The following is a 23385-nucleotide window of genomic DNA, read 5'->3' as shown; positions in this document are numbered from 1 at the left end:
TCGCGGCCTCAGCCTCACTCCTGGGCCGCGCCTCACTCCTGGGCCGCCCCGGGGGTGTCCACGATCCGGGTCGGGTCGTGTTCCGTCCCCCGCGGCGGGGCGGGCGGGGTGGCCCCGACCGGGCCGGCCGGTGGTGTCTGCCTTTCCCGTACGTCGGCCACTCGGTGCACGCCGGTCTGCGTCGGCGGCGGCCCGGGCGGGTGCGGGGCACCCGGTCCCGCGGCGACCGCGTAGGTCGCCAGTCGGGTCCCGTCGCCGTACATCCACCGTCCCGCCGTTTCGTCGTAGACCCAGACGGACTCCCCGTCGATCACGATCCCGGCCCGCAGGTTCCGCAGGGAGCGGGCGAACTGCTCGCTGTCGACCCGGCCTCCGGCGAGGTCGTCGACGGCCTGCCGGTAGAGGTCGAGGGCGTCGGCGGTCCGGTCCAGGTGCGGCCGCGGGTCCTCGGCACGGGCCGGCGCCGGCCCCCCGGCGGTGGGCGGCGGCTGCGGCACGGCGACCAGCAGCCGCCCGTCCACCCAGGCGGACCAGCCGTTGGCGCACAGGATCTCGCCCCATTCCCCGCTGCGGGACAGCAGTTGCACCGGCAGGAAGGGGTCCAGGGGCGCGGTCGGCCGGGTCACGTCGGGGGCCTCCCAGGCGGCCATGCCCTCCTGCGGGACGACGTGGGTGGGGTGGAAGTCGGGGACTTCGTCGCCGGGGAACTTCATCGCCGCGGCTGCTTACGCATGACGGCCGGCTCGGACCGGCGCAGCAGCCGGGCCACCACCACGCCGAAGAGGAGGCACAGGGCCAACGGCATGACCACGTTGAGCAGCCACACACCGGGCTCGTGGTCGAAGATCGGGTCCTGGGTGAGTTTTCCCGGGACGACCGCACCGAGGTCGATGGTGCCGCCCATCGCGCCCATCGCCCACCGGGCCGGCGCGAACCACGCCACCTGTTCGAGGACGGGGACGCCGGCGAGTTTCAGCAGGGTGCCGCAGAAGACGACCTGGATGATGGCGAGGAGCACCAGCAACGGCATGGTCACCTCCTCCTTGCGTACCAGGGCGGAGATCAGCAGTCCGAGCATCATGGCGGTGAAGGACAGCAGGGCGACGACGAGGGTGATCTCGATCAACGGTGGCATGAGTACCCCCTCGCCACCCGGGGCGTTGAGTTTCACGCCGGCGAGGGCGACGAGGGTCAGGGCCACCGCCTGGCCGACGGTGATCGCGCCGAGCACCACCACCTTCGACATCAGGTAGGCGGATCTGGACAGCCCGACGGCACGTTCGCGCTGATAGATCACGCGTTCCTTGACGAGTTCGCGGACGGCGTTGGCGGCGCCGGTGAGCACTCCGCCGATGGTCAGGATGAGCAGGGCGTTCAGCGCCGTCTCGGCGGTGAGGCTGCTCCCGGCGAGGGCGCGGGCCATGGCCCCCATCATGAACGGCAGCGCGACCATGATGATCAGGAAGGTGCGGTCGGCGCCGAGCACGGCGGCGTACCGGCGCACCAGGGTGGACAGCTGGGAGCCCCAGCTCTGCGCCTTGGGCGGCGGGGGCACGGTTTCCGCGGCCCGTCCGGCTTCCCCGGAGACCTGGGATGGGCGGGCGGTGACCTCGACGTAGCGGCGGTGGACGGGCGAGGCGCGGTAGTCCCCCGCCCAGTCGCGGCCCTGCTGGGTCTCGAACGCCTCGAAGGCCTCCGGCCATTCGTCGAAGCCGAAGAAGGCGAGGGCCTCGTCGGGCGGCCCGAAGTAGGCGACGCGGCCGCCGGGGGCGAGGAAGAGGAGCCGGTCGCAGACGTCGAGGCTGAGCACGCTGTGGGTGACCACGATGACGGTGCGGCCGTCGTCGGCGAGGCCGCGCAGCATGTGCATGACGGAGCGGTCCATACCGGGGTCGAGGCCGGAGGTGGGTTCGTCGAGGAAGAGCAGGGACGGCTTGGTGAGCAGTTCGAGGGCGACGGAGACCCGTTTGCGCTGGCCGCCGGAGAGGCTGTGGATGGGCTGGTCGGCCCGTTGCACGAGGCCGAGTTCGCGGATCACCTCGTCGACCCGGGCTTCGCGTTCGGCCTTGGCGGTGTCCTGCGGGAAGCGCAGTTCTGCGGCGTAGACGAGGGCGCGGCGGACGGTGAGCTGGGCGTGCAGGATGTCGTCCTGGGGCACGAGGCCGATGCGGCTGCGCAGTTCGGCGTAGTCGCGGTACAGGTCGCGGCCGTCGTAGAGGACGGTGCCGCTGTCGGCGGGGCGCAGGCCGGTGAGGGCGCCGAGCAGCGTGGACTTGCCGGCGCCGCTCGGGCCGACGACGGCGAGCAGGCAGTCGGCGCCGACGGGGAAGGAGACGCCGTCCATGAGGACCTTGCGGCCGCCGTCGACGGCGACGGTGAGGTCCTGGACGTCGAGCGAGACCGAGCCCGTGTCCACGTACTCCTGGAGCTGGTCCCCGACGAGGCAGAAGGCGGAGTGGCCGATGCCGACGATGTCGCCCTCGGCGACGGGGGCGGTCCGCTCGACGCGGGCGCCGTTGAGGTAGGTGCCGTTGTGGCTGTCGAGGTCGGCGATCTCGTAGGTGCCGTCGGCGTGGGCGCGCAGTTCGGCGTGCCGGCGGGAGACGATGAGCTCGTCGATGACGAGGTCGTTCTCGGGGGCGCGGCCGATGCGCACGGCGGTACGGGCGGCCATCGGGCGGATGCTGGTGGGCTGCCGGAAGGTGCCGGTCTGTGACGGTTTCCAGACGCCGGAGGGCCTGGAGGTGGCGGCGCGGCGCGGCGCGCGGCCGACGAGGACGGCGCGCGGGCCGTCCTCGGGGTTGCCGAAGCGCAGTTCGCTGCCGGCTCCGACAGTCCGTGCGTTGATGCGGCGGCCGTCCGCCCACGTGCCGTTGGTGCTGCCCTCGTCCTCGACGGTCCAGTGGTCGCCGTCGGGGCGCAGGACGGCGTGGTGCCAGGAGACGCGGGGATCGTCGAGGCAAACCTCGCAGTGGGGGTCCCGGCCGACGTGGTAGATCCGGCCCGGGCTCATCTCGGTGGAGCCCCGGGCGGTCTCCAGGACGAGTTCGGGCGCGGTCGGCACACCGGGGCGCTGAACCATGAACAGATTTTCCCACGATCCGACCGGACCGGCATAACCGCAGGTCAGGAGGGTCTTATAGGGAATGACAACGGTCCCCGTTGCAGCCTTTGCCGATCGCGGCGAGGTGCGCTTCACTTCACGCGTCGGAACCGAACAAACGGGGGATGCCATGAGTGGGCACGACCACGCGCACGACGGCCACGGCCACGGCCACGGAGGTCACGGCCACGGCGTGGCCGCCGACGCCGACCGGCGCTGGCTGGCGATCGCCCTCGGCCTGATCGGCGCGTTCATGGCGGTCGAGGTGGCCGTCGGCATCGTGGCCCGGTCGCTGGCCCTGATCTCCGACGCCGCCCACATGCTGACCGACGCCGTGTCGATCGTCCTCGCGCTGATCGCCATGCGGCTGGCCGCCCGCCCGGCGCGGGGCGGTTTCACGTACGGCCTCAAGCGGGCGGAGATACTCTCCGCGCAGGCCAACGGCCTGACCCTGCTCCTGCTGGCGGTCTGGCTGGCGTACGAGGCGGTGCGGCGGCTGATCGACCCGCCGCCGGTGGAGGGCGGGCTGGTCCTGGTGACGGCCCTCGCGGGCATCGTCGTCAATGTGGCCGCGGCCTGGTGCATTTCGAAGGCGAACCGGTCCTCGCTGGCCGTCGAGGGGGCCTACCAGCACATCCTCAACGACCTGTTCGCCTTCATCGGGACCGCCGCCGCCGGTCTGATCGTGCTCACCACCGGCTTCCGGCAGGCCGACGCGATGGCCACCCTCGTGGTGGTGGCGCTGATGGTCAAGGCGGGCTACGGGCTGGTGCGCGAGTCCGGCCGGATCTTCCTGGAGGCGGCCCCGGCCCATGTGGACCCGGACGCGGTGGGCGACCGGCTCGTCGGGCACCCGCCGGTGACCGAGGTGCACGACCTGCACATCTGGACCATCACCTCCGGGCAGGCGGCGCTCTCGGCGCACGTACTGGTGGAGCCGGCCGGGGACTGCCACGCCGTCCGCCGGGACCTGGAGCGGCTGCTGGCCAAGGAGTACGGGATCACCCACACCACCCTGCAGGTCGACCACGAGCAGGACTCCCTCCTCACGGTCGGCCGCGCGGGCGAGGCGGCCGCCTACGACGGGAGCGCCGACCCGCACTGTGCGGACGCGCACGGGCCGGTCCACCGGGAGGGCCCGCACGCCCACTGACCCCGCGCGGACACCGGCCTCCGGTCCGCTCGGACACCGGCCTGCGGTCCGTGCGGACACCGGCCTGCGGCCCGCACGAACACCGCCGCCGCGCGATGACCCGTCCGCGTACGGGGCATAGATGCACCCATGACGAACAAGCGCAGTGCCGGGCTGCTCCTCTTCCGCCGGACCGGCCGGGCGTCCGACGGCGGGGTCGAGGTCCTGCTCGGGCACCTGGGCGGCCCCCTGTGGGCCGGGCGGGACGCCGGCGGCTGGGGCATCCCGAAGGGCGAGTACGCGCCGGACGAGACACCGCGGGACGCGGCCCGCCGGGAGTTCACCGAGGAGCTGGGGCTGCCGCCGCCCGAGGGGGATTACCTGCCGCTCGGCGAAGTGCGCCTGAGCAGCGGGAAGCTGGTGACGATCTGGGCGGTGGAGGCGGATCTCGACCCCGCGCTGATGGTGCCGGGGACCTTCACCATGGAGTGGCCGCCGCACTCCGGGACCGTGCAGGAGTTCCCCGAGCTGGACCGCGTGGCCTGGTTCGCTCCGGAACTGGCCGAAAAGAAGCTGATTGCCTCTCAAGTGCCTTTTCTGGAGCGTTTGTTGGCGTTACTGGAGGGTTGACTCGACCTTTACTTGCCAACAAACCCCACCTGCATGGACATTGCACATATGACGAACGTCGTGCTGGTGGGAACCCTGGACACCAAGGGTGTGGAGTACGGCTGGCTGCGCGAGAGGCTGCTGCGCGCCGGCGTCGAGGTGGTACTGGTCGACACGGGAGTGATGGGAGAGCCGCGGGTCCCCGCGGACGTGCCGCGTGACGCGGTGGCCCGGGCGGCCGGGACGGAACTGTCGGAACTGCAGACGGCCGCCGACCGGGGCGCGGCCGTCACCACGATGGCCCAGGGCGCGGAGGCGACCCTGTTACGCCTGCACGCCGAGGGCAGGCTGGACGGGGTGCTCGCGATCGGCGGCAGCGGCGGCACCTCCATCGCCACGCGGGCGATGCGCGCGCTGCCGCTGGGCGTACCGAAACTGATGGTGTCGTCGATGGCGTCCGGGGACGTGGCGCCGTACGTCGGCTCCTCGGACATCACGATGATGTACAGCGTGGTGGACATCGCGGGGATCAACAGCATCTCCGAGCCCGTCCTGGCCAACGCGGTGGAGGCCATCGCGGGAATGGCCAAGGCCTTCGCCCGTGCCCCGGTGCAACTGCGCCGCCCGGCCCGGCTGGGAGCGGGCGGCCGCCCGCTGATCGCCGCGAGCATGGCGGGCGTGACCACGACCGGTGTGGACGCGGCCCGCGAACGGCTGACCGAGCTGGGCTACGAGGTGCTGGTCTTCCATGTCAGCGGCACCGGCGGACGCACCCTGGAGACCCTGGCCGGCCAGGGGATCTTCGCGGGGGTCCTCGACCTCACGCTCAGCGAGCTCGCCGACGACCTGTGCGGGGGCATCCTCACAGCGGGCCCCGACCGGCTCAGCGCGGCCGGGCGGGCCGGGATTCCGCAGGTGGTGAGCCTGGGAGCGCTGGACATGGTCAAGTTCGGCCCGCTGGAGACACTGCCCGAGCAGGTCCGCTACCGAAGGGTCCGCGTCCACAACCCGTCCATCACGGTGATCCGTACGACCGAGGCCGAGTGCGCGGAGCTGGGCCGGCGGGTCGCCGCCAAACTCCGTACGGCAACCGGCCCCACGGCGGTCTGCATCCCCCTGCGCGGACTGTCCACGCTCGGCGCGCCGGGCGGCCCCTACCACGACCCCGGAGCGGACGGGGCGCTGTTCTCGGCGCTGCGCGAAGGACTGCGCGGGAGCGGCGCCGTGCTCCACGACTACGACACCCACATCAACGATCCGGCGTTCGGCCGTTCGGCTGCGGACCGGCTCCATGCGATGATCTGCGCGCAACAGGCCGCGGCCTGAGACACACCCCTCCGACAGCGGGAACCGGCCACGTCGAAAACCGTGTCCTGGGGGGTGGCCGGTCGGTACAGGACGACCGGGCCGCGTGGACCTGGGGCACGGTGACGCCATGGGTGGGGGAAGACGATGAAGAAGACATGGGCGGTGCCCGGTTACACGGAAGTCCGGGAACTGGGCTCGGGCGCCAGCGGCCGCGTGGTACTCGCCGTCCATGAGGCGACGGGCACGGCCGTCGCCGTGAAGTACCTCAGCGACCGGCTGCGCGAGGACCCCGCGTTCGTCGGGGAGTTCCGGGCGGAGGCCCGGCTCCTCGGCGCCCTCCACTCGCCGTACGTGGTGCGGCTGTACGAGTACGTGGAAGCGCCGGACGGCGCCGCCATCGTGATGGAGCTGGTCGACGGGATCTCCCTGCGCGCGCTGCTCAAGCAGGCCGGGCAGGCCGAGCCGGAGGCAGCTCTCGTCGTGCTGAAGGGCTCCCTGCTGGGACTGGCCGACGCGCACCGGGCGGGTGTCGTCCACCGCGACTACAAGCCGGAGAACGTACTGGTCGCGGTGGACGGCTCCTCGCGCCTCGTGGACTTCGGGATCGCGGCCCGCCGCGGTACCACACCGGGCGTGGCCGGCACCCCCGCCTACATGGCCCCCGAGCAGTGGCAGGGGCAGGCGGCCTCGCCCGCGGCCGACGTGTACGCGGCGACGGCGACGTTCTTCGAGTGCCTGACCGGGCGCAAGCCCTTCGACGGGGAGAACTTCGCGGAGCTGGCGGTCCAGCACGTCGAGGCACCGGTGCCGGAGACCGAGGCCCCGGAACCGGTGCGCCCGCTGATCCGGCGGGGCATGGCCAAGTCCCCCGAGCAGCGGCCCGAGAACGCCGAGGCGTTCGTCGCGGAACTGGAGGGCGTGGCGCTGGCCGCGTACGGGCCGGACTGGGAGGAGCGGGGCCAGCGCAAGCTGGCGGCGCTGGCGGCCCTGCTGCCCCTGCTGTTCCCCTCCGCGGGCGCTCCGGCCTCGGGGACCACGGCTCTGGCGTCGACCACGTTGCACGCGCCGCCGGGCAGGTGGATGCCGGGCCGGCGGGGCGCGGTGGCCGCGGGCGCAGCCCTGGTGCTCGGGGCGATGCTCGTGTTCGCGGCGCAGGCGGCAGGGGAGACGGGCGGGTCCGCCGCGGTGAGCGCGGTCGCCACGACCGGCCCGGCCCCGGGTGGCGGCTTCCCGACTCCCGTGCCGGGTTCCTCGGCCTCGCCGTCGGCCTCGTCCTCGTCCTCGTCGTCGGCGTCGCCGTCCGCGTCCGCGTCGCCGTCCGCTTCCGCCTCCGCCTCGCCTTCGGCGAGCCCCGGCTCCTCCCCCACGGTCACGCCGACGCCGACCGGCCCGACGACGGCGCCGCCGACCACGCCGCCGCCGAGCACGCGGCCGACGGTGGTGGTCGGGGCGGTCCGGGTGGACCTGCGGCAGGCGGACTTCACGGTGGGCGAGGCGAGCATTTCGATCGACGCGAAGGGAACCGCTCCGGTGGCCGTCACCGTGGAGTGGTTCAGCGGCAACCAGTCCGGCGTGCTCGGCGCGGCCGACGGGCGCGCCGACACCGTGACCTACCAGCCGGGCGGCGGCACGCTCGTCAGGAGGCACACCTTCACCGGGCAGGGCTGCTACTGGGGCGTGCGCGTCACCACCAGGCCGGCCGCCGGCAACGGCTCCGCAACCGACCAGGTTTGGCTTTCGAGGTGTCAGATCCGATGAGCGACGACGACTACAGCGCCACCGTCCTGGGCAGCCACTGGTTCAGCGGTCCCGCGCAGCCGCAGGAGGCCGTGCCCGACCGGGTCGAGGGATCGGTCCTGCGGTTCGGGCCCGGCGTGACGGCCTCCATGCCCGCACCGTTCCCGGTGACGGCGCCGCCCGCGCCGCAGCGCCGCGGCGCCGGCGGATGGCGGCGCTACACCCTCGCAGCGGTCGTGCTGCTCGCGGTCCTCGCGTACCTGGGGTGGCAGCGGTTCGGTCCCGGCGTCGAGGTCCGTGAAGTGGCCGTGACCACCGATCCGCAGGGCCCGGCCTGCGATGCCGCGGCCGACGTGGTGGCCGTCGTACGGACCGACGGGCGCCCGGGGACCCTCAGGTACCGCTGGCTCCGCAACGACGGCACGCGCTCCGAGGAGCTGACCGAGCGGGTGCCGCGCGGGCAGCGGGAGGCCCGGCTGCACCTGCTGTGGACCTTCCAGGGCGCGGGGACCTACCCCGCGAAGGCCGAGCTCGAGCTGCTGTCGCCCGCGCGGCGCACCGCCGCGGTGGAGTTCACGTACCGCTGTTCCCGGTAACCGGACCGTTCGCCAGGCGGACCGGAAGCGGCATGAAGGTGACAGAGCACGTGGCCGGACGCGGTCCGGCCGGCCCTTCGGGCCGATGATGGGTCCCGAACGGCCGTCCTTCCGGCCAGGGAGGGTATGGCCGTGCGGCCGACGCGCGGCCACCCCGCCCCCTGGTTGACTCGGTCATGTGTTGAGAGGGCTTTCCGGACGACCTCCGGCACCCTTTCGCGCCACGTTCCAGCCGGCGACACACCCCCACCGGAACGTGGCCGTCCCGCGCCGGGACCACAAGTCCGCGCGGGAGGCCCGCAGCCGCTTTGGGGAGTGGCTGCGGGCCCTTCGCCAACCCGCCCCCCGCCGCAACCGGGGGACGGAGTCCTGAACGGCGGGCCGGGTTCAGAACCGGGCGTGGGCCGTGATGTCGGCCTCGAACTCGCCCGTCATCGCCGGGGTCACCGTCGGCCGGCACTGGCGGGCCGCCGCCAGGTAGTCCTCCGTGGTCGCGCCGAGCTGCGCGGCCGCCGCGCCCCGTGCGCCCACCGCCTCCAGGTCCCGCTCGAAGGACACCTGCGCCGCGATCCGCGCCGCGTGCTCGATGTCGGCCGGGGTGAACAGCTCGGTCGCCGCCACCAGCGCCGCCACGTCCACGTCCGCGCGCCCGGCCGTGTAGCGGGACCAGATGGCGGCGCGCGCGCCCGCGTCGGGGGTGCCGATCGGGATCAGGTAGTCGAAGCGCCCGGGCCGCAGGAAGGCCGGATCGAGGGAGCGGATGGAGTTCGTCGCGCAGACCAGGAGCCGCTCGTCGCCCTCCCGGAAGCCGGGTATCAGCTTGAGCAGCTCGTTCGTCACCCCGTGGATCCCCCCGGGCTGCGCCGGCTCGGTGCGTACGGGCGCGATCTCCTCGACCTCGTCGATGAAGACCAGGACCCGCTCCAGCTCGGCGATCCGGGCGAAGGCGTCGCGCAGGGCCGCCGCCAGGTTGCCCTCGTCGGCGAGGCGGGAGGGCAGCAGTTCCACGAAGGGCCAGCCGAGGCGCGAGGCGATGGCGCGGGCGAAGGTGGTCTTGCCCGTGCCGGGCGGGCCGAAGAGGGTGATGGCGCGCGGGGGCCGCACGCCGTGGGAGGCGGCCCGCTCGGGCTCGGCGAGCGGCAGCACCACGCGCCGCTCGATGAGGTCCTTCTCCTTCTCCATGCCGGCGACCTTGGTCCACAGGTCGTTCGGCAGGAACCGGCCGCCGAGGTCGGCGAGGAGCCCGGCCGCGGGTCCGTGCAGCGGCTCGGTCTTCTCGAAGTAGGCGACGGCGGGCTGGCGCGTGTAGCCGGCGTTGAGCAGGCCCTCGCCGAGGAGGTCCTCCTCCGGCAGCACGTACGCGATCCGCCCGACGCGGGCGGCGATGAGCCGCCGCTCCAGCTCGACGAGCAGGGCACTGGCCAGGCCCCGGCCGCGCCAGCCGGCGGCGATCGCGATGCGCATGACCCAGGCCCGCTCGCCGGTGACGCAGGCCAGGGCCGCGCCGATCGGGACGCCCTGGTGGACGGCGACGACGCAGGGCTGCCGGTCGGTCAGGGCGCTGATGCACTCGGCGAGCGAGAAGACGGACTCCTGGCCGAGCTCGGCCGTCGTGTCGATCAGATGGACCACAGCGGCGAGATCGCTCTCGCGGTAGTCGTGGATGAGCCAGTTCACCGGGTACCGCCCCTCGTTCGTGCTCCTGCGGCGAGGCTAGGGGCGAGGGGGCCGGACGATCACGCTCCGCCGTGCACAACAGCCGGTCCGGAAACCCTCCGTGTCGTCCATAGACTGGTACCTTCCGCCCACGCCCAGCACCGAGGACCCGCGCAGCTTCATGACTTCCCACATACCCGGCGCCCGGCGGCGCTTCCCCGTCTGGCCGGTCCCGGTGCTGTGGACCCTCGCGCTCGGCCTGTGGGGGCTCTCCCGGCAGGACAGCGTGTGGCGGGACGAGGCGGCCACCTGGCAGGTGGCGGGGCGACCGGCGGCCGAGATATGGCGCATGCTCGGGAACGTCGACGCCGTGCACGGGCTGTACTACCTGCTGATGCACGGCCTCTTCGAGGTGTTCGGCGCGAGTACGACGACGCTGCGGCTGCCGTCCGTGCTGGCGGTCTGCGCCGCCGCGGCGTGCGTGGCGGTGATCGGGCGCCGGCTGGCCGGGTTCTGGGCCGGGCTCGGCGGCGGGCTGGCCCTCGGGCTGCTGCCGGCCGTGCAGTTCCACCTCCAGGAGGGCCGGCCGTACGCGCTGGTCACGGCCGGTGCCGGGCTGTCGACGCTCCTTCTGGTGTCCCTCCTCGGGGAGGGCCGGCCCGGGCGGCGGGCCTGGCCGCGCTGGGCGGCGTACGGGCTCTGCGTGCTGGTGTGCGCCCTGCTGAACTGGCTGTCGCTGCTGATCCTGCCCGCCCACGCCGCGACCCTGTGGTGGGTGCGGGCCGGGCGGCCGGTGTGGCTGCGCTGGGCGGCGTACGGTGCGGGCGCGGTGGCGGGAGCGCTGCCGCTCGTCCTGTTCAGCCGGGGGCAGTCCGACCAGGTGTCGTGGATACCGCCGCTGACCTGGCACATGCTGATCGGGCCCGGGATCCTGCTCGCCATCGGCGGCGCCGGCGCGCGGGCGGACCGCTCGAGGGGGCGCCGGCTCTGCGCGGCCTCCGTCGGGCTGCCCCTGCTGGCGGTGCCCGTGCTGGGGCTGATCGGGCTGTCGCTGGTGCAGCCGCTGTTCCTGGACCGGTACGTGCTCTTCTCCATGGCGGGTCTGGCCCTGCTGATCGGTGCGGCTCTGGGCGCTGCCGTACGGGCCCTCGAGCCCCGCTTCCCGCGGGCGTCGGGACTGCTCGTGCCGGGGGTGCTCGGGGCGGCGGTACTGGCGCTGCTCCCGGTGGAGCTGGGCAAAAGGGCGCCGGCGAGCCGGGTCGACGACGTCCTGGCGGTGGCCGGTGAGGTGGCCCGGCTGAAGCGGGACGGCGACGCGGTGCTGTTCGTCCCGGCCGCGCGGCGGGACACCGCGCTGGTGTCCCCGGGCGCGTTCGCGGGGCTGGCGGACGTGGCGCTGGCCGAGACCCCGGCGGCCTCCGCCACCCTCAAGGGCGAGGAGGCGGACCCGGCGCGGATACGGGAGGCGCTGCTCGCTCAGCGGCGGGTGCTGCTGGTGACGGACGCGGCGAAGGTGGCGAAGGCGCCGTCGGCGGAGCGGGACAAGGCGAAGGCGGCGGTCCTGCGGGAGCGGTTCACGATGGTGGAGGACCGGCAGGTCAGGGGCCGGCGGGTGACGCTCTACGAGCGGCGCGGCCCGCAGTAGCCCGGGCCGGTGGCCGCCGTGGATGCCCGGGTTTCACACCGGGTCCACGGGATTCACAGCGGATTCATACGGAATTACGGGCTCCGGACACAGGTTCGCCGGGCAGGCTCGCCTCATGATCCACCGCACCCACCCCGGACCGGGCCGCCGCTCCCGCTCCCGCGCCCGCCGGGCGTCACGGATCCTGCTCGCGTCGGCCGCCGTGGCGGCGCTGCTGGGCGTCGACCTGCCCGACGCGATGGCCGGGCCGCCGCTCGGCGTCACCGCGCAGGCCCCGCCGGACGCCGAGGCGGACCGGGTGGGCGCCCTGTTCGCGGGCGGGCTGGACGGCGGGCACTTCTGCACCGCCGCGGTGGTGCGCAGCGACGGCCACGATGTGATCGCCACCGCCGCGCACTGCGTGGACCGCTGGGACACCACCGTCTTCGCACCGGGATACCGGGACGGCGAGGCCCCGTACGGCGTGTGGAAGCTCACCGGCGTGTACGTGGCCCCGGGCTGGCGGGACGGCGGGGACCCGGATGCCGACATCGCCTTCGCGACGGTGGCTCCGGTGGACGGCGGGCGGACCGGGGCCGTCGAGGACCTCGTGGGCGGCTTCCCGGTGGCCGCGGAGCAGGCGCCCGACGCCACCGTGAGGGTGATCGGTTACCCGCGCGGCCAGGAGGCCCCGCTGCGCTGCGCCAACACCACCGCGCTGTTCTCCGACACCCAGCGCCGGATCGACTGCCCGGACCTCAGCAGCGGGACCAGCGGCAGCCCGTGGCTGGTCGGCGGGGCGCTGGCGGGGGTGCTCGGCGGGCACGAGGCCGGCGGGAGCGTTCCGGAGGTCTCGTACAGCGCGGTGATGGGCGACCAGGCGGTGGAGCTCTACCGCGAGGCATCCGTCACCGACTGACGACGGGACGTCAGGCCGGGATGCGCTCCGCCTCCGGGGCGGACGGCTGCGCGGGCAGCCGTCCGAGGCCGAGCGGAGGCCGGACGGGAGTCTCCCGGCGGATGTCCTGTATCCCGCGGCGCAGGCTGCCGCTCAGCCGGCGGCCCAGGGGGCGTTCGACGAGCCGGTGGACGAGCCAGGCGAGGAACAGCATGAAGGCGGTGACGCCGAGGGCCAGGGGGATGGGCGCCACCTGGTCGCGGAAGTGGTGGATGATCGTCAGCCCGACCATCATGTGGATCAGGTAGAGCGGGTAGGTGAGCGCTCCGGCATGCGGGAGCCAGCGCCAGCGGATGCCGTCGAGGGCACCGAGCGCGAGGGCCGCCATGAGGACGAAGCCGAGCAGGATGATCACGTGGGCGGGCCAGGAGGGCGTCTGCTCGGTGGCGCTCTTGCCCAGGCTGGACAGCATCCGGGCGTGCACGTAGTGCTGCGCGAGAAGGAACTGGACGCCGACGATGCCCCACAGGACCGCGTTCGGCCGGAAACGGCGCATCAGGTAGAAGGCCATCCCGGCCGTGAAGTACGGGGACGCGGAAGGTATCGCGAAGAAGGACAGCACGCCGCTGTCGGCCGTCGGGGCCACCACTCCGGCAAGGGTCCAGAGCCCGCAGAAGAGGACGCAGTTGCGGTAGGTCACGCCGCACATGACCACGACCGCGAAGAGCACGTAGAACTTGAGCTCCACGAAGAGGGTCCAGTACGCGTCGTCGATGTGCGGGACCCCCAGTCCGCCCTGGAGCATCGAAAGGTTCACGAAGACGTCGCTGTACTTCTTGATGCCCCTGACCTCGGGCCACAGGAACAGCACGAGCGAGGTGAAGGCCACGGCCGCCCAGTAGGCGGGGAAGAGCCGGGAGACCCGGGACACCGCGAAGTCGCCCAGGCTGCGGCCCCAGGTGCTCATGCATATGACGAAACCGCTGACGAGGAAGAAGATCTCCACGCCGAGCCAGCCGTAGACGGCGAACCGGTGGGCGACCGGGAAGAGACCCGCGGGCGGTTCACCCCAGGCGCTCGCGAGCACCACGTAGTGGTAGAAGAGCACCGCGAGGGCGGCGAGGACCCGCACGCCGTCGAGAACCGCCAGGCGCCCGCCGGGAGCTGCGCCCCGCGGATGGGTGCCCGGCTGCGGCTCTCCGCGTGAGGACTCTCCGCCTGCACTGCGCGCGCCCATCCCTCGACCGCCTCCTTGAACGTACTGCTGTCCGATTACCGCCCTCAGATCAGCGCACTGTACACACCCACAGGCGGCCCACAGCGAGCCCGCACGGCAGGCCGGACGCCGGAGGCCGGCCGCCCGGTCCGGGTCGTGCCGTGTGACGGGCTACTCCGCGATCCCGGCGGGGACCGCGAACCAGGTCGGTTCGTCACGCAGGGCCTGGCGGATGCGGAGCAGGGAGAACTCCGTCAGCGGCGGCAGCGCGTCCACCTCGAACCAGGCCACCTCCAGCGACTCGCTGTCGTTCGCCCGGGCCTCGCCGCCGGTCGCCCGGCAGCGGAAGGTGATGTCCTGGAACTGGCAGACGTCGCCATTGGGGTAGACGGTCGGCTCGAGCATCTGGACGAGGACCACGCGCTCGGGCACGCACCGCACGGCCGTCTCCTCGTACACCTCGCGCACGGCGGTCTCGGCGGGCTGCTCGCCCGGTTCGGCGATCCCGCCGACCACCGACCAGAGCCCGGTGTCGGAGCGCCGGCCGAGCAGGACCCGGCCCCGCTCGTCGAGGACGATGGCCGTGACCCCTGGCAGCAGGAGCAGCCGGTGCCCGGCGACGGCGCGGATCTCGCGTATGTAATCGGGTGTGGTCATCCCCCGACCCTACGGGGCGCCCCCCGACGCCACGGGGCCGGCGGCGGCTCCCGCGTCAGGCGGACCGGCGGGCGCGGATCCGGCGGGTCAGCAGCCCGCCGAGGCCGGCGGCGGCGAGGAGCAGCAGCGCGTACTCCGGCAGGGGTCCGGCCACGGTGGCCGGGGTGCGGCCGGAGCGCAGCGGGATCTCGGCGACCAGCGCGTCCGCGGTGAACATCTTCGTCTGCCGCACGATCCGCCCGTCGGGCCGGATGACCGCGCTGACCCCGCTGGTGACGGGGACGAGGACGGTGCGGCTGTGCTCGACCGCGCGGATCCGGTCCATGGCGAGCTGCTGGTAGGTCATCTGGGTCCGGCCGAAGGTGGCGTTGTTGCTGGGTACGGCGATCACCTTGGCGCCGTCGCGGACGGTGGAGAGGACGGCGTCGTCGAAGGCGGCCTCGAAGCAGGTGACCATGCCGACACCGCTGCCGGCCATGTCGAAGACGCCGGGGTCCTTGCCGGGGCCGAAGTCGCGGCGCACGCGGTCCACGTCGGAGCTGAACAGCCGGGCGAAGGAGCGCATCGGGATGCGCTCGCCGAAGGGCTGGATCTTGCGCTTGTCGTAGGTGGAGGTCGGGCCGGCCACCGGGTCCCAGAGGATCATCGTGTTGCGCAGCGGGCCGGTCTCCGGGGCCACGACGGCGCCGATGGCGACGGGCACGCCGATGGCCTTGACGGCCCGGTCGATGGCCGCGTACGCGTCGGGCTGGGAGTACGGGTCCAGGTCGGAGGAGTTCTCCGGCCAGACGACGAAGTCGGGCTTCGGGGCGCGGCCGGCCTTGACGTCGTCGGCAAGCTGGATGGTGCGGTTGACGTGGTTGTCCAGGACCCGGCGGCGCTGGGCGTTGAAGTCGAAGCCCAGGCGCGGCACGTTGCCCTGGATGACGGCGGCCACGACGGTGCCGTCCTCGGCCGCGTCGGAGACCAGGGGCCGGGCGGCGAGGCCGGCGCCGATCGGGGCGGCGACGGTGAGGGCCGCCAGGGCGGCGGTGGCGCGGCGGGGGTGGGCGCGGGCGGTGCGCAGGGCTTCGTAGAGGCCGAATCCGCAGAGGGCCACGGCGAAAGAGAGCAGGGGCGTGCCGCCGACGGCGGCGAGCGGGGTGAAGACGCCGTCGGCCTGGCCGAAGGCGAGCTTGCCCCAGGGGAAGCCGCCGAAGGGGGCCCGGGCGCGCAGGGCCTCGCCCGCGACCCAGACGGCGGCCGCGAACAGCGGCCAGGCGCGAAGGCGGCTGACGAGGGCGACGCCGAGGCCGGTGAGGCCGATGAAGAGGGCTTCGACGGCGGCCAGCGCCAGCCACGGCACGGGGCCGACCTCCTCGCCGGTCCAGACGAGCAGCGGCACCAGGAACCCGAGCCCGGCGAGGAACCCGAGGCCGAAGCCGGCCCGGGCACGGCGGCCATGCAGGCAGCCGGCCAGCAGGGCGAGCGCGAGGGGGGCCAGCCACCACAGGGGGCGGGGCGGGAAGCTGAGGTAGAGCACCACGCCGGCGAGGGCGGCCGCCAGGGCGCGGACGAGCCCGGCGCCCTTCCGCTCGTGCAGGGCGGCGGGTGGCGCCAAAGTCTCGGACCGGGCTCCGTCGGCGGGCTTCGAGGGCTCGTTCCGGGCCGCGCTGGTGACACTGCTGCTCATCTGGCGGAGTGTACGTCCCCGAGGTCACGGGGCCGCCAACAGCCGGGCCGTCTCCTGGGGGTGCCTTGGGGATAACCCCCTAGCGCGCCAGGGCTCGGAGGTGGGTCCGGATGACCCGGACGGCGTTCTCGGCGTCGTCGACGGTCACGGTGAAGATCTTTCCGTCGCCGAGTCGTAGTTGCAGTCCCTCGCCGCGGCGGACGATGACCGCCGTGCCCCGTTCCGGACGCCAGCGGTAGCCCCAGCCGCCCCACTGGTGCGGGGTGATCCGGGGGATGAACTCGGCGGAGGTCACCTCGGCGAGCCGGATCGTGCGGCGCGGCAGCCCTATGTGGCCGCAGCGCACTTCCAGGGCCTCGGAGTCCACCGTGACGGCGACGTGCACGAAGGCGAGGGTGCCGTAGAGGATGAGCAGGCCCACGGCGAGGCAGCCGATCACGGACATGAGGAGCGGAACGATGCCTGCGGTCCAGGCGCTGTCCACGGCGAGCTCGATGCCGAGGGCGAGACAGGCCGCACCGGCCGCTGCGAGCACCCACTGCGCCCGGTTGGAGGCCCGGCCCGTCCAGAGCGGGCCCGGCGGGTGAACCTTCATGTGTAGCAGCGTACGCACGTTCCGCATGCGTGCCACTGTCTCTCGCCCAGTCGGTTCATCAGTGGCACGCGAGCGGGTGAGCGGCGCCGGGAGCTCGCGGGCTGCTCGGCGGTGGGCAGCGCCCTGCGCACCGCCCGGCCTGGCTCCTCCCTCAACCGGGGAGCAGGCCCACCAGGGCGTTGCGCAGGGCGGGGCGTCGCACCGTCATGAAGCGGTGCAGGTTCCGGGAGCCGAAGGCGACGCGCTGGGCGCTGCGCCGGCGTTCGGCGTCGTACGCGCGCAGGGCGGCGGGCAGTCCGGCCGGGCCCCGGGCCGCGACGGCGCGGGTCAGTGCCTCGGCGTCGAGCAGGGCGGTGCAGGCGCCCTGACCGAGGTTGGGGGTCATGGCGTGGGCGGCGTCGCCGACGAGGGCGACCCGGCCGTCGGCGACGAAGGCGGGCAGCGCGGGGTACAGGTGGCGCATCTCGTACCGGATCCAGGTGGCGGGATCGGTCTCCGCCAGCAGGCGCGGGATGGGGTCGTGCCACCCGGCGAACGCGCTGCGCAGTGCGTGGGGGCCGGCGGCTCCGGCGGGGGTGTCCTCGGGGACGGTGGCGTACCAGTTGGTGCGGCCCGGCTCGACGGGGGTCGTCCCGAAGAAGCGGCCCTCGCCCCAGGTCTCGCCGTACACCCCGGTCTCGAACCCGGCGATGCCGATCCAGGCGACCGTGCCGACGGGGCGCGGGCCGCTGCGCCGGCCGAAGCAGGCGGTGCGGACGGTGCTGTTGATGCCGTCGGCGCCGACGAGCAGGTCCGTCCCGACGTCGGCGGGACCGGAGAGGCGCTGCCCGTACGCGATCTCGACGCCGCCGAGGCGGTCCAGTTCGGCGAGCATCGCGTCGATCAGGTAAGGACGGGAGATGAGCAGTTCGGGGCGGCCGGTTGTGCGCTCGATCCGTTCGAGCGGGAGAGCGGCCAGCACCTTGCCGTCGGGGCGCCGGATCCGGGCGTCTCGGTACGGGACGGCGCGCGCCCGCAGCGCGTCACCGAGGCCGAGCCGGTCGAGCGCGGCTTGCGCGGTCGGGTGGATCCCGAAGGCCGTTCCGTACCGTTCGAGGGCGGTGCGGCGCTCCAGGACCGTCACCGTCCAGCCCGCGCGCCGCAGCCCGATGGCGGTGGCCAGCCCGCCGACCCCCGCCCCCACGACGACGGCCTCCCCTACCCCTGACCGGACTCGCATGGCCACCCCTCCACTCCCTCACACCCACCACCACATCCGTGGTACTACATCTGTGGTACCACGGATGTGGTTAAGCTGGCAACGTGAATCAGGACCGGAGGGACCGGCTGCGGGACGCGGCCATCGCCGTACTGGCGGAAGCGGGCGGGCGCGGGCTGACGCACCGCGCCGTCGACGCGGCCGCCGACGTGCCGACGGGCACGGCCAAGAACTACTTCCCGACCCGCGACGCACTCCTGCGGGCGGTGGCCGAACGCTGCCTGGAGCAGTACCGGGCGGTGGCCGAGGACCTGGCGGGATCCGGACCCGGGCCGGCCGACGCCCGGCAGGCCGCGGCACTGCTCGCGGGTCTGCTGCGGAACGTGGCCGGCCCCGGACGGCCGCGGGTCCTCGCCTATCTGGAACTCCAGACGGAGGCGACGCGACGGCAATGGCTGGCCTCACTGCTGGACCCCATCGCGGCGTCGGACTTCGCGGCGTACGCACACCTGCTGCGCTCGGCGGGCCTGCCGGCCGGCCCGGACCAGGCTCGCGCCCTCACCCTCGCCCTGCACGGCGCGATCCCCCACCTCCTGGCCGGCGCCCCGGCCACCCTGGCCGCGTCCGGCCTGGACGACCTCGACCGCTTCGCCCAGGACCTGCTGGGCTCCGTACACCCCGGGGAGACCCGATGACCTCCCGCTCCGACCGGGCCGAAGGAGCCGTCCTCGGCTCGGCGACGGGCGACGCGCTGGGCGCACCCTACGAGTTCGGACCGGCGGGACAGTTGACCGCGCGGGGCGAGGAGATGCGGGGAGGCGGCGGCTGGGATCCGGGCGAGGCCACCGACGACACGCAGATGGCCGTCCTGGTCGGGGAGTCCCTGCTGGAGCGGGGCGGCCTCGACCTCCCGGATGTTTTCGGGCGGTTCCGGCGGTGGGCGGCCGGGCAGCCCAAGGACATCGGGCTCCAGACCGAGGACGTGCTGACGAGCGGCGAGCCGTGGGATCTGGCGGCCGCCCTGCACTTCCAGGTCAACCTGCGGGCGGCGGGCAACGGTTCACTGATGCGCGCGGCCACCTCGGCGGTGTACTTCGCGTCCGCCGGACGGGAGCGGACCATGGACGCCGCCCGGCGGATCGCGGCCCTGACGCACGGGGACCGGGCCGCCTGGGAGGGCACGGCCGTCCTGCACGAGCTGGTGAGGGTGGCCCTGGACGGGGCCGGTCCGGTGGCCTCCCTTCCCGCCACGCTGGCCTCGGTCCACCCGGAACACCGTGAGCGGTACGGGATCGTGCTCGCCCCCGACTGGCATCCCGGCCTGGCCACGGAATTCAACGGGGCGGTGTGGCCCTGCTTGGGCTCGGCGGTCTGGGCGCTGCGGACCACCACCGGCTTCGCGGAGGCCGTTCGGGCCGCCGTTGACCTGGGCGGGGACACCGACACGGTCGGCGCGGTGACCGGCGCCCTGGCCGGGGCGCGGTACGGGGCCCAGGCGATCCCCGGCCACTGGACGGCAGGGCTGCACGTCCCGCTGCCGGGGTTCGGGGACCGCGTCCTGGACGCCGGGGACCTTCGGGGCCTGGCTCAGCGGCTCGCGGCGGCGGGCGCCCGCTGACCCGCCGGGGCTAGGGCCTGTCGTCAACTCCCGTCGTCGCCCGGAGGGCGGCCACGCGGCGTCTGGTGCGTGCTCTCGGCGTGCCGGGGGGAAGCCCTCGTACTGGACGTACCCGGGATTCCGCCCGGTGCGGCGAGAGCGCGTGCCAGACGCCGCGGGGCAGACGGGAGTTTGACGACAGGCCCTAGCTCGAGGCGGCGGCCGCGGAAGGCCGCGCGCAGCCGCCGGTCGTGGGTGACCAGCACCAGGGTGCCGCCGAAGTGGGCCAGGGCCGCCTCCAGTTCCTCCACCACGGCCGGGGCCAGGTGGTTCGTCGGCTCGTCCAGCAACAGCAGGTCGAGCGGGCGCTCCACCAGCGTGGCGAGTTCCAGCTTGCGGCGCTGACCGGCCGAGAGGGCGCGGACGGGCCGGGTGAGGTCGGCCGGGGTGAGCAGGCCGTGGGCGGCGGCCCGCTCGGCCTGCTCCGGGCCCAACAGCTCGACCGCCGACCGCGGTTCGCGGAACCACGGGTCGTCCTGCCGGAGCAGGCCCGCCCGAGCGGGCGTCTGTACGAGGCCTTGCCCGGGCTCCAGTTCACCGGCCAGCAGCCGCAACAGGGTTGACTTGCCAGCGCCGTTGGGCCCGGTGACCAGGAGCCGCTCCCCCGGCTCGAGCCGCAGCGACACGGGCGCGAGCCGCCCCGGCAGGGCCGCGTCGACCACCCGCACCTCCGCCGCCTCACCGGCACCGGCGGCTCCGGCGCCCGTCGTGAACCGGCCGGTGAAGACGAGCGGGCGCGGGGGCTGCGGTACCGGGTTGTCGGTCAGCCGCCGCAGCCGCTCGCGGGCGGTGCGGATCCGGCTCGCCGCGCCGTGGGTCCGGGAGCGGGCCCGGAAGGCGCCGGCGCCGCTGAACCCGCGGGGCAGCTTGCGCGGGATCCCCTCGAACCGCCCGATGTTGATGTCGGCGAGCCGCTCGGCGCTGCGGACGTCCTCGCGCCACTCCTCGTACTCCCGCTCCCAGCGCGCCCGTTCGGCGGCGCGTGCGGTGCGGAAGCCGGCGTAGCCGTTGCCGTAGCGGCGCACCGTGCGGCGGGAGTCGTCCACCTCCAGGATCGTGGTCGTGACACGGTCGAGGAAGAGCCGGTCGTGGGTGACGGCGACGACGGTGCCGCGGTGGCCGCGCAGGCGCTCCTCGAGCCAGGCGACGGCTTCGTCGTCGAGGTCGTTGGTGGGTTCGTCCAGCAGCAGCAGTTCCGGCTCGGAGGCGAGGGCCGCCGCGAGCGCGAGCCGGGAGCGCTGCCCGCCGGACAGGGTCCCGAGCGCACGGTCCGGGTCGAGCGCGGCGCGCTCGCCGAGCCTGCGCAGGACGGTCGCGACCCGCCGGTCGGCGTCGCGGCCGCCGCGAGCCTCGTAGGCGGCGAGGAGGTCCCCGTACGCGGCGAGCTCCGCGGGCCCGGCCCGGTGCAGCTGCGCTTCGGCCCGGCGGATCCGGCGCTCGAGGTCGCGCAGGTCGGCGAGGGCGAGGTCGACCGCGTCACCCACGCGGGCGGTGGGCGGGAGGTCGAGGGTCTGGGCGAGATGGCCGACCCCGCCGGGCGCGGTGACGGCGACCTCACCGCGGTCTGGCCGCTCCCGCCCGGCGAGGAGCCGGAGCAGGGTGGACTTGCCGGAGCCGTTGTCGCCGACGACTCCGACCCGCTCGCCGGGCCGGACCGTACAGCTGACGCGGTCCAGGACGACGCGGGTGTCGTAGCTCTTGGCGACGTCGGAGAGGACGATCTGGGTGGGGCCGAGTGGAGCACGCAAAGGCGATTCCTTCCCTCGGTTGACGAGACGGATCGTACCGTCTCGCACCGCTCTCAACCGTAGGCGCCTCCCTCGCGCAATGCAAGACGTTACGTCTCGTCAAGGCTGTCGGCCGATGCCGCGCGACACCGTCTACGCGGCGGGACCCGTGTTGTCGTCGACGGGTTCGGGGAGTCGCTCCGCAAGGCGAGCGCCGAGACGCTCGGTGAGGGCATCGAGGTGCTCCGGCTGCGCCAGCACGGACATCGCCGCTTCCTGCCTGCGATGGAGCGCGGCGACGTCCCGACGCAACACGCGAAGGCGCACGCGCATCCACGACCGCGCCTGCCACGGGTGCCACAGCGCCCGGAGCAGGAGCTGGGTTGTCGCCTGCCGGTATTCCTCACACTGCGTCACGAGTTCGCCCAGCGACTCGCCCAGGACACCGCCCAGGCGGAGATCGATCACGCTGAGGACCTCGCACTGCAGGGCAAGTTCCTCGCCGCCGCCGGCAAAGTCCAGGACCCTGCGGGGTATGCCGGCCGAGAGCGCAGCCACCACGAGGTCCGAGATCGCTTCCCGCTGGGCGTCCTCGGCGTCCCGGCCGTCCTCCAGGACCACCGCGACGCCGAACCGCGCGGTGACAGACGGCCGTATCCCGACCAAGTGCCGCGACGGACTCGCCCTCCGGCTCGGCACGACGTCGCATACCCGGTCGCGCACCGCTGCGACGTGCAGGAGCTGTTGCATGACCGCTGCCCGCAGCTGTCGGCGTTCCTGGTTCCTGGAGAGGTAGTTGGTCACCGCGGCACCGACGACACCGCCGGCCGTGGTGTATGCCAAGTCCATCCATCCGGGCACGGAAACCGCCTCACTGCGCCGAGAGCAGCACATCGCTTCGCGCCGAAACGGTCCGAGCGTAAGCGGGTTGCCGAGCGCGGGGGAAGACCGGGCCGGACTCGCGGCCTGATCCGCAAGACCCCCCGTCTAGCCGACGGCGGCCGCGCCCTGGCCGGCGAGGAGCCGCCCCTCGGCGTACTCGAGTGCGGCGGCGGGGAGCGTGCCCGGGCGACCGCTGCGCAGGACGGTCAGGCCGCCGGTGGGGGGCAGGCCGGGCTCGGGCAGGGCGCCGATCCGGCGCAGCGCCTGCACGGCCACGGGCTCGGCGGAGCCGTGGAAGACGAGGTCGGCTCCCCCGGTGCGCGCGGCGAGGGCGGCCCGGATCGCGGTCTCGACCAGCTCGTAGTGCGTGCAGCCGAGCACCACGTCGGTGACGTCGGCCGGGGTCAGCGCGGCGGCGGCCGCGACGGTGGCCTTGACGGCGGCGTCGTCGACCGCCTCGACGGCGTCGGCGAGCCCGGGACAGGGCACCTCGGTGACGGGGACCCCGGCGGCGAATTCGCCGATCAGCCCGCGCTGGTAGGGGCTGCCGGTGGTGGCGGGGGTGGCCCAGATGGCCACGCGGCCGCCGGCGGCCGCGGCGGGCTTGATCGCCGGTACGGTCCCGATGACCGGGATGGCGGGCTCCAGCTCGGCACGCAGGGCGGGCAGGGAGTGCACGGAAGCGGTGTTGCAGGCGACGATCAGCGCCTCGGGGCGGTGCGCGGCGGCCGCCCGGGCGACGGCGAGGGCCCGCTCGGTGAGGTCGGCGGGGGTCCGCGGTCCCCAGGGCATCCCGTCGGGGTCGGAGGAGATGACGAGATCGGCGTCCGGCCGCAGCCGCCGCATCGCGGCGGCCGCCGCAAGCAGGCCGATTCCGGAGTCCATGAGCGCGATCTTCACCCGGCCACCTTAGTCGACGCCCCCGCCCACCCCCAGCGCCACCACCCCTCCCACCCTCCGGAATCCCCCGCCGCCACGGACCGCCGCAACGAGGCAGCCCGGCCGGCGGCACCCCGCGAAACGAGCCCCGCCGGACACCGCCCCTCCGTCGGACCGCGCACCACCCCACTCCGACGGGCCGATCGACACCCCCCCACCCGGGGCCGGCACGCCGGCAC

At 74.1% G+C, this 23385-nt stretch carries 20 protein-coding genes; 9 read left to right on the top strand and 11 right to left on the bottom strand.

The features are described 5' to 3' along the window. Positions 1-32 precede the first annotated feature (32 nt). Both ACIP5M_RS15735 and ACIP5M_RS15730 read right to left on the bottom strand, forming a co-directional pair. Complete coding sequence (locus tag ACIP5M_RS15735; RefSeq protein ID WP_401197018.1) at positions 33-713, bottom strand: hypothetical protein; 681 nt, start codon at positions 711-713, stop codon at positions 33-35. Next, positions 710-3082, bottom strand: coding sequence for an FHA domain-containing protein (locus tag ACIP5M_RS15730; protein WP_401197016.1), 2373 nt, complete (start codon positions 3080-3082; stop codon positions 710-712). Before ACIP5M_RS15730 ends, ACIP5M_RS15735 begins: the two co-directional genes overlap by 4 nt. Positions 3083-3233: 151 nt before the next feature. Between ACIP5M_RS15730 and ACIP5M_RS15725 the strand changes: the two genes are divergently transcribed. From ACIP5M_RS15725 to ACIP5M_RS15705, 5 genes are all read left to right on the top strand, one after another. Further along, a complete protein-coding gene (locus tag ACIP5M_RS15725; RefSeq protein WP_401197013.1) occupies positions 3234-4256 on the top strand; it encodes a cation diffusion facilitator family transporter in 1023 nt (340 codons plus the stop codon). A gap of 129 nt (positions 4257-4385) precedes the next feature. Next, positions 4386-4865, top strand: a complete 480-nt coding sequence (locus tag ACIP5M_RS15720; RefSeq protein WP_401197012.1) for an NUDIX domain-containing protein — start codon at positions 4386-4388, stop codon at positions 4863-4865. Positions 4866-4913: 48 nt separating this feature from the next. After that, positions 4914-6170: a Tm-1-like ATP-binding domain-containing protein gene (locus ACIP5M_RS15715; RefSeq protein ID WP_401197010.1), complete on the top strand. Its 1257-nt coding sequence runs from the start codon at positions 4914-4916 to the stop codon at positions 6168-6170. A gap of 126 nt (positions 6171-6296) precedes the next feature. Further along, positions 6297-7910 carry a protein kinase gene (locus ACIP5M_RS15710; protein ID WP_401197008.1) on the top strand — a complete coding sequence of 538 codons (1614 nt, stop codon included), beginning with the start codon at positions 6297-6299 and terminating at the stop codon, positions 7908-7910. Continuing rightward, positions 7907-8485 (top strand): hypothetical protein, encoded by a 579-nt coding sequence (locus ACIP5M_RS15705; RefSeq protein ID WP_401197006.1) that lies wholly within the window; start codon positions 7907-7909, stop codon positions 8483-8485. Before ACIP5M_RS15710 ends, ACIP5M_RS15705 begins: the two co-directional genes overlap by 4 nt. A gap of 387 nt (positions 8486-8872) precedes the next feature. On the opposite strand, the gene ACIP5M_RS15700 is transcribed toward ACIP5M_RS15705, so the two are convergent. Continuing rightward, positions 8873-10162 carry an ATP-binding protein gene (locus ACIP5M_RS15700; RefSeq protein ID WP_401197004.1) on the bottom strand — a complete coding sequence of 430 codons (1290 nt, stop codon included), beginning with the start codon at positions 10160-10162 and terminating at the stop codon, positions 8873-8875. Positions 10163-10322: 160 nt separating this feature from the next. Here ACIP5M_RS15700 and ACIP5M_RS15695 point away from each other — a divergent pair, with 160 nt between their 5' ends. Further along, positions 10323-11786: a hypothetical protein gene (locus tag ACIP5M_RS15695; RefSeq protein ID WP_401197003.1), complete on the top strand. Its 1464-nt coding sequence runs from the start codon at positions 10323-10325 to the stop codon at positions 11784-11786. Positions 11787-11901: 115 nt separating this feature from the next. Next, positions 11902-12684 carry a trypsin-like serine peptidase gene (locus ACIP5M_RS15690; protein WP_401197001.1) on the top strand — a complete coding sequence of 261 codons (783 nt, stop codon included), beginning with the start codon at positions 11902-11904 and terminating at the stop codon, positions 12682-12684. A gap of 10 nt (positions 12685-12694) precedes the next feature. Here ACIP5M_RS15690 and ACIP5M_RS15685 read toward each other — a convergent pair whose 3' ends face one another. The 5 genes from ACIP5M_RS15685 to ACIP5M_RS15665 all read right to left on the bottom strand — a co-directional run bounded on the left by ACIP5M_RS15685 (position 12695) and on the right by ACIP5M_RS15665 (position 18022). Next, complete coding sequence (locus ACIP5M_RS15685; RefSeq protein WP_401196998.1) at positions 12695-13900, bottom strand: acyltransferase family protein; 1206 nt, start codon at positions 13898-13900, stop codon at positions 12695-12697. A 150-nt stretch (positions 13901-14050) separates the two neighbouring features. Continuing rightward, positions 14051-14536: an NUDIX hydrolase gene (locus tag ACIP5M_RS15680; RefSeq protein WP_401196996.1), complete on the bottom strand. Its 486-nt coding sequence runs from the start codon at positions 14534-14536 to the stop codon at positions 14051-14053. Positions 14537-14591: 55 nt separating this feature from the next. Continuing rightward, on the bottom strand, positions 14592-16208 hold the full coding sequence (gene lnt, locus ACIP5M_RS15675; RefSeq protein ID WP_401196994.1) for an apolipoprotein N-acyltransferase: 1617 nt from the start codon (positions 16206-16208) through the stop codon (positions 14592-14594). A gap of 79 nt (positions 16209-16287) precedes the next feature. After that, entirely contained in the window at positions 16288-16803 is a 516-nt protein-coding gene (locus ACIP5M_RS15670; protein ID WP_401196992.1) for a hypothetical protein, read from the bottom strand. A 151-nt stretch (positions 16804-16954) separates the two neighbouring features. Beyond that, positions 16955-18022: an FAD-dependent oxidoreductase gene (locus ACIP5M_RS15665; protein ID WP_401196990.1), complete on the bottom strand. Its 1068-nt coding sequence runs from the start codon at positions 18020-18022 to the stop codon at positions 16955-16957. An 83-nt stretch (positions 18023-18105) separates the two neighbouring features. Here ACIP5M_RS15665 and ACIP5M_RS15660 point away from each other — a divergent pair, with 83 nt between their 5' ends. Both ACIP5M_RS15660 and ACIP5M_RS15655 read left to right on the top strand, forming a co-directional pair. Continuing rightward, positions 18106-18696, top strand: a complete 591-nt coding sequence (locus tag ACIP5M_RS15660; RefSeq protein ID WP_401196987.1) for a TetR/AcrR family transcriptional regulator — start codon at positions 18106-18108, stop codon at positions 18694-18696. Further along, a complete protein-coding gene (locus tag ACIP5M_RS15655; RefSeq protein WP_401196985.1) occupies positions 18693-19619 on the top strand; it encodes an ADP-ribosylglycohydrolase family protein in 927 nt (308 codons plus the stop codon). The genes ACIP5M_RS15660 and ACIP5M_RS15655 overlap by 4 nt, the downstream gene beginning before the upstream one ends. Before the next feature lie 23 nt (positions 19620-19642). Here the strand turns inward: ACIP5M_RS15655 and ACIP5M_RS15650 are convergent, their stop codons facing one another. From ACIP5M_RS15650 to ACIP5M_RS15640, 3 genes are all read right to left on the bottom strand, one after another. Further along, positions 19643-21406 (bottom strand): ABC-F family ATP-binding cassette domain-containing protein, encoded by a 1764-nt coding sequence (locus ACIP5M_RS15650; protein ID WP_401196983.1) that lies wholly within the window; start codon positions 21404-21406, stop codon positions 19643-19645. A gap of 132 nt (positions 21407-21538) precedes the next feature. Next, positions 21539-22234: a hypothetical protein gene (locus ACIP5M_RS15645; protein WP_401196980.1), complete on the bottom strand. Its 696-nt coding sequence runs from the start codon at positions 22232-22234 to the stop codon at positions 21539-21541. Between the two features lie 138 nt (positions 22235-22372). After that, positions 22373-23167: a glutamate racemase gene (locus tag ACIP5M_RS15640; RefSeq protein WP_401196978.1), complete on the bottom strand. Its 795-nt coding sequence runs from the start codon at positions 23165-23167 to the stop codon at positions 22373-22375. Positions 23168-23385 lie beyond the last annotated feature (218 nt).

Origin of the sequence: Streptomyces sp. NPDC088762, assembly GCF_044750905.1 — a bacterium.
Lineage (GTDB): Bacteria > Actinomycetota > Actinomycetes > Streptomycetales > Streptomycetaceae > Streptomyces.
Note: the sequence above shows the minus strand (reverse complement) of the source record. Positions and strands in the feature narration are given on the sequence as shown.